The 12253-nt window shown below is 47.2% G+C and carries 9 protein-coding genes; 5 read left to right on the top strand and 4 right to left on the bottom strand.

All coding sequences use genetic code 11. The annotated features are described in order from the left end of the window. Positions 1-180: 180 nt before the first annotated feature. The 3 genes from QUB24_RS27285 to QUB24_RS27275 form a co-directional block, all read right to left on the bottom strand. The gene (locus tag QUB24_RS27285) at positions 181-3861 is read right to left on the bottom strand and encodes a CHAT domain-containing tetratricopeptide repeat protein (RefSeq protein WP_333156735.1); all 3681 of its coding nucleotides are present in this window, start codon (positions 3859-3861) and stop codon (positions 181-183) included. A 40-nt stretch (positions 3862-3901) separates the two neighbouring features. Then, complete coding sequence (locus QUB24_RS27280) at positions 3902-5236, bottom strand: zinc ribbon domain-containing protein (RefSeq protein ID WP_333156734.1); 1335 nt, start codon at positions 5234-5236, stop codon at positions 3902-3904. Between the two features lie 574 nt (positions 5237-5810). Beyond that, positions 5811-7082: an aspartate aminotransferase family protein gene (locus tag QUB24_RS27275; protein ID WP_333156733.1), complete on the bottom strand. Its 1272-nt coding sequence runs from the start codon at positions 7080-7082 to the stop codon at positions 5811-5813. Between the two features lie 128 nt (positions 7083-7210). On the opposite strand from QUB24_RS27275, the gene QUB24_RS27270 reads away from it, so the two are divergent. Beyond that, positions 7211-8485, top strand: a complete 1275-nt coding sequence (locus tag QUB24_RS27270; protein ID WP_333156732.1) for a ribulose bisphosphate carboxylase small subunit — start codon at positions 7211-7213, stop codon at positions 8483-8485. Between the two features lie 185 nt (positions 8486-8670). Here the strand turns inward: QUB24_RS27270 and rbsK are convergent, their stop codons facing one another. After that, positions 8671-9597, bottom strand: a complete 927-nt coding sequence (gene rbsK, locus QUB24_RS27265) for a ribokinase (RefSeq protein WP_333156731.1) — start codon at positions 9595-9597, stop codon at positions 8671-8673. 303 nt (positions 9598-9900) lie between these two features. Here rbsK and nblR point away from each other — a divergent pair, with 303 nt between their 5' ends. The 4 genes from nblR (at position 9901) to QUB24_RS27245 (ending at position 12248) form a co-directional block, all read left to right on the top strand. After that, positions 9901-10596, top strand: coding sequence for a response regulator transcription factor NblR (gene nblR, locus QUB24_RS27260; protein WP_333156730.1), 696 nt, complete (start codon positions 9901-9903; stop codon positions 10594-10596). 99 nt (positions 10597-10695) lie between these two features. After that, the gene (locus QUB24_RS27255; protein ID WP_333156729.1) at positions 10696-11211 is read left to right on the top strand and encodes a DUF192 domain-containing protein; all 516 of its coding nucleotides are present in this window, start codon (positions 10696-10698) and stop codon (positions 11209-11211) included. A 493-nt stretch (positions 11212-11704) separates the two neighbouring features. Further along, complete coding sequence (locus QUB24_RS27250) at positions 11705-11917, top strand: hypothetical protein (protein WP_333156728.1); 213 nt, start codon at positions 11705-11707, stop codon at positions 11915-11917. 115 nt (positions 11918-12032) lie between these two features. Beyond that, positions 12033-12248, top strand: coding sequence for a DUF2949 domain-containing protein (locus QUB24_RS27245; protein WP_333156727.1), 216 nt, complete (start codon positions 12033-12035; stop codon positions 12246-12248). The last annotated feature ends 5 nt before the right edge of the window (positions 12249-12253 follow it).

Raw genomic sequence — 12253 nt, 5'->3', positions numbered from 1 at the left:
GCTGCCTATCTTTTTTTAGCACAAGTGGGTTAAATCTTTACGCTCTCTGGATTTGGGGCGGGTTGTCACCCCCCCAGCAAAAATTCAGGATGAAACAACACAGCAAAAACAGACGAAGGCCGATCGCCCTTTATCCATTTCAACCGCCGAATCCTCAAAAGGGTAACTAATGACTAATCACTAAACCCCAGCAGCCGTAAAAGCCGCCCAATAATAAGGATTGGCAAAAGGATAGGGTTTGCGGTTGCGAATTTGCTGCAAAGAAGCCTCCGCAATCAGGCGAGAACTTGGAGACAGCCGATCGAACATTTGCGAAATTTGAGGTTGAAAATCCGCCAGCAATACCTCCAATTCCTCGCTAGTCAAATCCCGCAGCCACCTTTGAGCGTCCCCCAGCGCGATCGCCACATCTCCCACCTGCAACCGAGAAAACCGTCCCAGATTTTCATAAAACTTGCTCGTCAGCAGCAGCGTAGAAACATCGTTCACCTTCCAAAGACTGCTAACCACACTAGACGTGCCAGCATACAACAAACCCGCCGACAAACCCACAAAATCTCCTCCAGCACCGCTAACTCCGCCAGCAGCAATTTCGCAACCCGATAAAGTAACTAAAAAATATTGTCTAAAATCCAGATTAAAAATTTCCTCCAAACTCAGAGAATCATTCCTCAAAAACACTGCGGATTTCAGTGGCCAAGCCAAATTAAGCAAACTAAAACAAGCAAAGTGAGCGCATTTCTTCTGCTGCAACTGCCCTATTTGCTGGGGCAAATCCCCATTATTAGCAGAGATTTCTTGGGAAAAAGCCTCTTTAATTGCCGGCTTATGGCGCACCACTTCTGTACTGGCAAAATACTGGGAAATCTTGCCAATTTCAATGTTGCTGTAGAACGCATCTCTGGTGAAAGTTGGAATTGCCAAAAGCTGCTGCAAACCGGGTTTGTACCGACCAATAGCCGCTCCGTGTGCACTTTGTCTTAACAGCAATAGCTGACAGCTAGGAGCATAGCGAATTCCTCCGGCAAATCGATCGATCAAATAAGCAGCAGGCGCTGCAACGTCCCCAAAAGACGAACTTTGAGAAAAATCCGAAAGGCTGTAGGTTTCCACCTCAAAACCGCTGCGATCGCTCCACCCAGACCTAAAAATTCCCCCACCATCCTCAAACCCGTCTCTCCCCGCCAGAGGCAAAGCGTGGAGTGGCAAAGCGTGCAAAAATCGGTGCGGCACAAAAATCAGCCGATCGCAATTATCGGGAATCAGCGCCACCACTCGATCGATTTCCAGCATCGTAGCCAAGCGTTTGAGGCGAGTCGGGAGATGATTGATCCAGCGACCTTTTTGTTCAGAATAAGCGGTGAGGTACTCCTGGCCCCAACTTTCGGCAGCCAAAGCATTTTCCGACGAACACAGGTGAACGGCGGGATATTGTGAACTCTTTACCACCACAAAAGCAACCAGCAACTCCCCCAAACTCGCCCACACCACAGCAGCGCAATTGTCATCAGGCAACAATTGGCGAATTTGCTCGAAAGCGATCGGTTCAACTTTGTGAGCTAGGCTGAAGAAAGGGTCGTTGGCCTGTACCTCCCGCGCAATCAACCTATCAAACTGCTTCCACAATTGATTTAAGTGCATGAAGTCCGAGTTCGGCAGTAGAGAACCGCTGCTCAAACCTTGGCTATCGCCCTCAGAAATCAAGGTCGTGTTCGGCTCAGGTTCTCCCTGTTCTTGGTGCCGCTGTTCCCCCGCTATTTCCTGTTGCAGCGACTCCAACTCGCTTCGCACCGCTGCAGGAATTTCGGCTTTCGGAGTCAAGTGGCATTTAACCAGCAGTTCTACCAAATTCCGATTTTTGTGGCGTTCGGCGTATTCCAGAGCCTTAGCGTAATATTCAGGTTGACTGGGGCCGAGTTCCAGGCAAACTTGCACCAGGCATTTATAGAGTCCAGCCCAGGTGCGGGTTAATTTGACTTTTGGGGTACTCGTCCGTGAAGCGTAGCTATCCCGTAGGGAATCGCCAAAATCGACTGTATCAACCCCAACTTCGCAACGCAAGAATTCCACAGTATCGACAGCAGCAGTAAAAACCCCGTAGGCGCGAAGCAAGTCGCCTCGAACTCGGTAAGCTTGACCTAAATAAAATAAAATTTCAGCCCAGCGGTGGGGATAGGTTTCGCGAGTGTAGACTTGACAGGCGCTGTGATAGCAGCCGATCGCGCTTTCCATGTGGGACAAGTTTTCCGTCTCTGTCAGTTGCGAATAAGCCCTGCCGAGATAAATTTGCAGCATTGCCCAGCGGTTGGGATATGCCTGCCTGGTGTAGACTTCGCCCGCATTTTGATAGCAGGCGATCGCGCTTTTGAGATTGCGGTTTTTTTCCCCTTTCAGGTGTTCGCAGAAAGCGCGGCCGAGGTAGGCACACAGAATTGCCCAGCGTTCGGGAGTTTTTTGGCGGTTGCAAAATAGCAAAGCATTTTGATAGCAGACGATCGCCATTTCCAAATTTTCGGCTTTTTCCCCTTTCACCCGCCGACTGTATATCCTACCGAGGTAAGTTTGGATCGAAGCCCAGACTTCGGGAAATTTAATGCGGGTGTAGACTTGTAAAGCATTTTGATAGCAGACGATCGCCATTTCCAAATTTTCCACCGGATCGCCTTTGATGCGATCGACAAACACCCTGCCCAAATTCCTTTGAGTTGTCGCCCACTGCAGCGGAAAAGCTTCCCGAGTCCGCACCTGCAAAGCTCTCTGATAGCACGTAACCGCGTATTCGAGATTTTCAGCTCGGTTGCCCTGCTGCAACTCGCAGTAAGCATTTGCCAAATTATTTTGAGTTGTGGCCCAACGCCGGGGAAACACCTTGCGGTTGTAGACTTGCAAAGCATTCTGGTAGCAAGCGACGGCCAGTTCCAGATTTTGGGCTCGGTTGCCCCGCAGCCGCCGACTGTAAGCACGGCCGAGATTGTTTTGAGTGCTCGCCCACTCTTGCCCAAAAGCCTCGCGGCTGCGAACTAGCAGCGCGTTTTGATAGCAGGCGATCGCCTGTTCTAGATTGTCTGCCGGAGATCCCCTGAGACGTTCGCTGTAAGCGTTGCCCAGATTGTTTTGCAGCGTCGCCCACTGTTCCGGGTACTGTTCGGGAGTGCGTACTTGTAGGGCATTTTCAAAGCAAGCGATCGCCTGTTCGATATTTTGAGCCTTATCACCTTTGGGACGATCGCTATAAGCATTGCCCAGATTGTTTTGCATCACCGCCCATTCTTGGGGAAATTCTTTGCGGGTAAACACCTTCGCAACTGTTTCGTAACCGGCAATTTCGATTTCCAAGTTATTAGCCTTGCTGCCAAGGGGAAACCGCCCAATTTTGTTGCTCAGATTGCCGATTAACGCTGCAATCCGCCTTCTCTCGGATTCTTTAGCAGCAGAAAACACCAAATTTGCCCAGCAGCGCAGCAGTTGTGCAAAATTCTGGTCGAGTTTATCTAAATTGTTTCTCAGGAGCGAGTACAGGTGCTGCGAATCAGCGCTGCGCGCCACTGCCTGCAATACTTCTGCTAAAAAAGCCAGATATGCTGCCCCGGTTGCGGGCAATTTAGAATTCCCTTTTGCAGATTCTAAGGGTGCGATCGCCCTTTGGAAAAATTTTGCAGCTTTCAGCAAGCTTTCTCGCGTCAGTGCCACTTCTTCCAAATACAGCGTTTGCACGAACCCAAAGTCGATCGACTTTGGGTTCGTCCTCAAAATCAAATCTATTCCTGAGTCCCCAGGATTTTCCAGCAGCGCTTGGAGCATATTAACATCTGTTTTGCGACGCTGTTCATCCATCGTGCATTCCGCCAAACTATTAACCATAGGAGCGCTGCTTCCCTGCAACCAAGTGAACTACCCACCCCTAAATCGTAGTACCGAATATAGTAGGGGCTTCTGTACTCATAGGCGAGTGCCTTAGCTGAGACTTTCGTCCCAGCTTTGGTCTTACCTCGCCTCCTAAAGCCGAAACGGCTGAACCTTCCGCCTTTAGTATTTTGATACCTTCTGCTTTCATCTTGATCGCTGCGTTCCCCTCCTGATCGCGATCGGTAGCACAGTGAGGACAAGTCCATTCCCTCATATCTAATGGCATCTCGGTCATTTGATGGAAACAATTAGAACAAAGTTTGAAACTGGAAACCCCTCTATCAATCTCGACTAAGTTCCCGCCTTTGCGTTCCCACTTGTAGGCTAAAAAGTTGGTAAAACTTCCCAAAACCTCATCTGATATTGCTTTCGCCAAATTGGAATAGCGAATCATGTCCCATAAATGAAAGTTTTCTACTATGAGCGCGAGGCGATCGCTGACCAATTTATAACTAACTTTATGTAGAAAATCTTGCCACGAATTCCTAAACCCTTCGCATCCCTTGGTCACAGCTTTTCTATATTTGTATTCATAATTACTTCTTTTCTGCTGGCGCTTCAAGTTCTTCTCGTGCTTGGCAAAATGCTTAGCATTAAAGTCGTATTTAGATACTTTTTCATCATCGGGGACAATAGCAAAGTATTTCAATCCTAAATCAGTGCCCGCAATCCTACCTTCTTTTGTTGCCCGGTTTTCAGCTTTAATTTCAGTCAGTATAGATGCAAGATATAGCAATCCTAAATGATTTGTGTAATTCTTGTAGGGGCAAACCCCCCGTGGTTGCCCCGCCTTAGCTGGGGTAGGCACGGGGGAACTACCCCTACATATTTTTACAACTGATTTAGGATTGCTATATTTCCCTGAATATTTTTTACTAATAATTGAATTATGAATTTTACCCTCACTTAATCTATATCTCTTTATTTTGGGTTGACTTATTTCCCTATACCGGAAAATCCTAGTCACCGCTACAAATTTAACGTTTTGAGGATACTGAAATGACAGTTTTTGATCTGGAAATGGAAAGTTATAAAAGCCAGCAAATCCATCATAAAAAAAAATGTAGGCAGTGGTTAACTTGAGCGTAGTAAATTGCAAAAATTTTCTGTATAACTCACTTAAGCACACACTTACCTCGGATTTTTTGAGAGCAGGTAAAAGTGTGTTGAGCCCGGAGCAGCCAAGTCCTTTACCAGTTTTTTTATAAAGTTCAATAGATTTATTTTGACCATAATTAGACCACCAACGCGCACCCCCAAAAGTTGAAGCTACTTGTATTTGTTTATTTTGGGTAGGATACAAACGAACTTGGATAGCCTTGTGTAGCAATCAACATCACCTCCTTGGTTCTTCTATTCTCTCACAATATACAGTTGATGAACAAAGCATTACGAAAAAATTTTGTGACGAAGATTACATATGTTCTCTCTTGAAAGTGATACGCAAAATTACTTAAGGATGCAATCGTCCTCACCTGCCCTTCCCACTATAACGGTACTCGGTTTAGTCGGAAGGGCGCGAAATAGTTAAACCAGGATTCACCAGTGCCAACAGACACTCACATAGCGAAACTAGCACCTACGATCGCTAATAGTATTATTTTGCGCGTTGCTCCTTAGTAAAATCGCGGTAAAAGGCCCCGTCACCCTGTGGCGGCGGGTTTCACAGGCCTTTCTAAAATTGACAAACCCGCCCCGACAGACTTGCAGCGGGACGGGTTTACTTTTACCCCGATCGGACTTACGCTAAGAAACCCGGTTTCTGGGAAACTATGGGGTTTAGTAACGAGAAATCTCGAAATAAACCGGGTTTCTGAGGAAGAGTGTGTCCTGGACTAAGTGAGTTATCTAGGATATGGCGCGAGTTTGAGCGCTACAGCTAACAAAAAGCAACTCAGTAGATTTTACTGTACCGCTTGAGATCGCAACGCTGACTCCACTGCCAGCAGAGCTCGATCGACTTCAGCGGCAGTGACAATCAGCGGCGGGACAAATCTCAGCACTTTCGGCCCTGCAGGAACCAACAAAACTCCTGCGGCGATGGCAGATTTGACGATATCAGCGGATGTAAGTTCGATGTCAGCTTGCAATTCCATCCCGACAATCAAACCCCAGCCGCGCACCTCAGCAATTAAATGCGGATATGCGGCCGCCAACTTGTTGAGCCCTGCTTTCAACTGTTCCCCGCGCTGCTGCACGTTTTCTAGAAGGTTTTCCCGTTCTAAAGTTTGGCACACACACAAAGCTACAGCGCAAGCAAAAGGATTGCCACCGAAAGTGCTGGCGTGACTTCCCGGTTCAAATACATCGCAGGAAGATTTGCACAGCATAGCGCCGATCGGGATACCGCCGCCCAATCCTTTGGCAGAGGTAAAGATATCCGGTTCAATGCCGAGGTTTTCGTAGCCCCAGTATTTGCCACTGCGTCCCATCCCGACTTGCACTTCGTCGAGAATCAGCAAAATGCCTTTTTCGTCGCAAATTTCCCGAATGCGCTGGAAGTAAGCGATATCTCCGGGGCGAACTCCGCCTTCGCCTTGCAGCGCTTCCAGCATAATTGCAGCTACTTGGCGTTCGTCTTTGTCGAGTTGCTCGATCGCACTTTCGATCGCACTAATATCGTTGTATGGCACATAGTGAAATCCCGGCACCAAGGGGCTAAAACCCTTCTGATATTTAGGCTGTCCCGTTGCGGTAATTGTCGCCAAAGTCCGCCCGTGGAAACTCGCAACGGCCGTAATGATTGTCGGATTCGAGATATTTAATTTTTCGTGGGCGTACTTGCGGGCGAGTTTAATTGCCGCTTCATTAGCTTCCGCGCCGGAGTTGCAAAAGAAGGCTCTGTCCGCGCAAGAATGGTCTACAAGCCACTTCGCCAACTGGCCCTGTACGGGGATGTAATAAAGATTAGAAACGTGGTGTAGGGTCTGAATTTGCTGAGTTACCGCTGCAATCATTGCCGGGTGCGCGTGTCCGAGAGTGCAGGTAGCAATACCAGCCACAAAATCGAGATATTCGCGGCCCTCGGTATCCCACACGCGACAGCCGAGGCCCCGTTCTAGGGCGATCGCAAAACGCCCGTAAGTCGTCATTACATAGCTGTCGAAGCTCTCAGAACTGAAGGGACTGGCTTCGGCTTGCACGCTTGGTTCTTTTAATAAGGTTTCTGGACTCACGAATCGCTCCTTAACACATAATATGTAGACCTCGATTGTACGGTAAAAATCCAGGTTAGCGGTGCAGCCTGTTAGTTTTGTCATAAAATCATAACAGTAACCTCAATTAATCCCTCACAAATCTACTGATGAGTTATTACATTTCTCCTAACTTTCTCGATAAAGTTGCGGTGCACATCACTAAAAACTTTTTAAAATTGCCCGGAGTAAGAGTCCCCCTAATTTTGGGAATTCACGGCCGCAAAGGAGAAGGCAAAACTTTTCAAACCGAACTGGTTTTTCGGCGGATGGGCTTTGAACCGGTGATGATATCTGGCGGGGAATTAGAAAGCCCGGATGCAGGAGATCCGGCGCGTTTAATTCGCTTGCGCTACCGGGAAGCTGCGGAGCAAATTCGGGTGCGCGGCGAGATGTGCGCCATCTTTATTAACGATTTGGATGCTGGTGCTGGCAGGTTCGATACTACTACTCAATATACTGTCAATACTCAGATGGTCAATGCGACTCTGATGAATATTGCTGATAATCCAACTAACGTGCAGTTACCAGGAAGTTATGACAGTACGCCACTGCACAGAGTGCCGATTATTGTCACCGGAAATGATTTTTCTACGCTTTACGCGCCGCTGATTCGCGACGGGCGGATGGAAAAGTTTTATTGGGAACCCAGCCGGGATGATAAAATTGGCATTGTTGGGGGAATTTTTGAGTCGGACAAATTGTCAAAAACCGATATTGTGGCGTTAGTCGATAATTTTGCCGATCAGGCGATAGACTTTTTTAGTGCTTTGCGATCGCGCATTTATGACGAACAAATCCGCGAATTCATTCACAAATTAGGAATCGAGCGAGTTTCCAAGCGTTTGGTAAACACTTTGGAAGCAGCGCCAGATTTCCATAACCCGAATTTCAGCCTCGCTCATTTATTAGAAATGGGCAGTTTGATGGTGGGTCAACAAAAGCGGATTAAGGAAATGCGCTTAGTAGATGAATACAACCAATCGCGGCTGTTTAACGTTCAAGGAACCCCCAATCCTCCTGCTGCTGCGCCCACGCAAAGTCAATTAAACGACCCCTCCTCGAAATATTATAAGGCTTACGAGGAGCCAAGTTCTGAAGTGGGTAACGGTCATGCGGCGCGGCTGAGTTCCGAGGTATTGGAACAAGTAAAGCAGTTGTTAGCAAGAGGCTGCAAAATAGGCATGGAATATGCAGATAATCGCCGATTTAAAACTGGTTCTTGGCAAAGTTGCGCGACGATTAACAGTGCACAGGAAAAAGATGTGGTTGCATCTTTAGAAACTTGTTTGGCGGAACACGGCGGCGAATACGTGCGGCTGATTGGTATCGATCCAAAAGTCAAGCGGCGGGTAGTTGAAACAATTATTCAGCGGCCAAAGTAGGGTAAGCTGTTACAGATTTAAATTCTTGCATATTGGGGGCGGGCTAGAAGCCCACCCCACAAGATTTTGATTTTTTTTACATATAATAGACCTATTATGATCGTTCACTTTCATCTCTTGAAATTATCTGCGTTCATCTGTGTTTATCTGCTTGAAATCTGCGGTTAACCGGCTCTATCAAAGATTTATCCAATCACTCTATTGTGCAAAAATTTATCAAAAGTTGCCCGATCGGGCATAGCAACTTGAGCACCGACTTTAGTTGTGCACAGAGCGCCCGCTGCTGCGCCCCACCGCACCGCCTCTGACAAGGACAGACCGGCATCTAATGCAGAAGCCAACCCGCCGTTAAAAGCATCGCCAGCAGCCACAGTGTCGATCGCCTCCACAGCAAAAGCCGGTAAAAAAAAGGTTTCATCCGCCGTCACAGCAACAGCCCCGCGATCGCCCAATTTGACAATAACATTCTTGACCCCACGCTCCTGCAAGTGTTTGGCAGCTACAATCGCTGTTTCGGTGTCATTCACCCGAAAACCGACTAACTGGCCCGCTTCCACTTCATTCGGCGTGATAATGTCAATTAGCGGATAAAGTTCGATCGGCAAATCCGCCCTAGCCGGTGCTGGATCGAGAATAACTCGCACCCCCGCTTGACGAGCAGCTTTCGCAGCTTTTTGGACAACTTCCAGGGGAATTTCTAACTGTAACAGCAAAGATGTAGCTGCTGTTAACAGTTTTTTGAGACGTTCTATATCTGCTTCACCGACATTGTTATTCGCGCCCGGAATCACAATAATATTATTTTGACCTGTCTCGTCTACGGCGATAATTGCCACTCCTGAATGAGTGTTTTGGTCTATTAATACATTGTCTGTACTTAAACCATAAGATTGTAAATTTGTCAATAATTCATCAGCAAATTTATCGTTACCGACGCGACCGATGATGTGGGTGGAAGTGCCGAGACGGGCGGCGGCGACGGCTTGATTTGCTCCTTTGCCACCGCCGGCTGTGAAAAAATTGCTACCGATGATAGTTTCCCCTGGCTGCGGCAACCGGGGAGTTTTTGCTGCTAGGTCGATGTTGATACTGCCGAATACGATGATGGTCATAATTTAAATTGGGAATTGGGCATGGGGCATGGGGCATGGGGCATGGGGCATGGGGCATGGGGCATTATAGAATTGGGAATTGGTAATGGGTAGCAACTCGCAAATAACCCATAACGAATAGACATCTCCCATAATTATCGTGGAACAGGCATCCTGCCTGTTCAAAATCTGCTTTTTAGGAGAAGTCTAATAACAACAAATAACAACAGTCAACAGCCAACAGTCAACAGCCAACAGTCAAGCGCCAACAACCAACGGCCATCAAACGTGCTAGAACAGTTATGATCTACATCGGTCAATTCAATGGCTGCAATTACTCTCGATCGCAATCCCTGTGTCCTGCTAGTTGAAACAGACGAAGTTCTCGCCGGACACTTGAGTCTCGACTTAAAATCCTCCGGCTATGAACCGGTAGTGGCTTCTAATACCGCCACAGGCCAACATTTAGCCAGTGAATTGCAGCCAGCTTTGATTGTAATCGATCGCATACTTGGCGCTGAGTCGGGGCTGTCACTGTGTTCTTACCTCAGAAGTATTGGCAATCGGGTGCCGGTGCTGCTATTGGTGGGTCGTGATACAGTTGACGATCGCGTAGCTTGTCTGGAAGCTGGGGCGGATGATTATTTTCTGAAACCTTACCGCACTGAGGAGTTTTTGCAGTTGGTGCGCTTGTATTTGCAGCCGGATAACAGCAGCAACGAACAATTGAGGTTTGGCGATTTAGTTTTGGATTTGGCCTCTAGGCGGGCCTTACGCAATGGACGGGCGATCGACCTGACGATGAAGGAATTTGAGCTGCTAAAGTATTTGATGGAACATCCCCGCGAGGTTTTGACTCGGGAACAAATTCTGGAAAATGTTTGGGGTTACGACTTTCTGGGCGAGTCGAATGTAATTGAGGTTTACATCCGCTATCTGCGGCTCAAGATTGAAGATGAGGGCGAAAAGCGCTTGATTCAGACGGTGCGCGGTGTTGGCTATGTGATGCGGGAAGCTTGAAGAAGTCAGTTGACTGTTGACTGTTGACTGTTGACTGTTGACTGTTGACTGTTGACTGTTGGCTAATTCCCAATTTAAAATCTAAAATCTAAAATCATTATGAGTTATTTAACTAATTTGCTCGGTATTGGAGTAAGTATATTTTTGCTGGGATGTTCGCCGACTTTACCTGTCGCGAATGCTGGTGGTACTGGTATTTTGGCGGATCAGTCTCCGGCAGCGACAACATCGGGTCAAGTGCTGCCTGTTTCTGCTAGAGCTCGGATAGCCGATCGCCCAATCGAACTCGAAGTGGCAAAAACAGTGGAACAGCAGGCTATGGGTTTAATGTACAGAACTTCTTTGCCGGATGACAGAGGAATGCTGTTTGAGTTTAAACCGGCGCGGCGGGTCAATTTTTGGATGAAAAATTGCAAGATTTCTCTGGATATGATTTTTCTGCGGGATGGGGTGGTTGAGGCGATCGAAGTTTCTGCACCTCCTTGTACTGCTGATCCTTGTCCTACCTACGGGCCCGATACTGCTGTCGATCGAGTTATTGAACTCCGGGGCGGGCGGGCTGCTGAACTCGGTGTCAAAGTGGGCGATCGTATTGAAATCGAGTTTTTCCAGTAAAACTTCGGACTGTTTCAGTAAAATCTTCACACAGACATAATCCCCCGGTTTCCATCGCCCAGAGAGCCCCCTGCCTTCGGACTACCCAAGAAAATTTAGAAACTTTACAAAAATTGATAAAATCTATTAGAATATTAATGTAACATTCAGTACAAACACCCAAACATTTGCTACGATGTCGATCTCAGTCAGTCAGGACTTGAGCTTGTTTCCGGAAGCTGTAGATTGTTGGTCGCAGGTATCAGACGAGTCAGCGACTCGTTACCAATCCTGAGAGACGATACTCAGCCTCAAGGTGTAGCAACACGAAAAGAAATTCTCTGGAAGTTCTGGCGATCGAGCTAAATCTACTAAACCTATCTAAAGTAATATGCTACGAGCCAACTTAATTGGCGGGAATTGGCAAACTTAACTTGTGGTAGCAGTTTCGGGTTTGATCGAAATATCTAACTAATTTTGCCGAAGTAGATTTGCGGATTCTGCATTTCGGCAGATGAAGTTAAACTCTGAACCTGGTTTAGTAGTTTTAGGTAGCAGAATTTATTCTGATTCGCGCTGCAAAGATGCCGAGGTATTCAGTTTAGGTTCGATCGCGATTACCAGTCTATCGGGCAGACATCAGCAAAATTGCAAAACCTTTCACTTTTTGGGAAAGGTTAGCTTGTGCGCTCGCACTCAGCATTACGTTTGGCAGTTCAACCGCTAATAGCGTTTTAAAAGCTATCGACGGTAACAAGACAAATTTAAAACTGGCTTATTACTCATCAAAAACATCAGGTTCACATCAGAAAATGGTGTCCTATACTTAGAGGTGAAATCACATGGCACCCGCTACATACACTAGATTAATTCGATTTTTACAAGAAGATTTGGCAATTTCGCCCGCGTCAATTGCTGTCGCCGAACGTGTCGGCGATAACAAACAGCGGCATCGCGATCAAGACCCGAATTCCTTGCCGATGGTTCTGTGGCAATACGGTTTAGTCACTCTCGAACAGTTGGATAAAATCTTTGATTGGTTATCCGAAGCATATTAAAAGGA

The sequence above is a fragment of the Microcoleus sp. B9-D4 genome, assembly GCF_036705105.1.
In the GTDB taxonomy this organism is placed as follows: Bacteria; Cyanobacteriota; Cyanobacteriia; order Cyanobacteriales; family Microcoleaceae; genus Microcoleus.
This window is presented reverse-complemented; position numbering and strand designations above follow the sequence as displayed.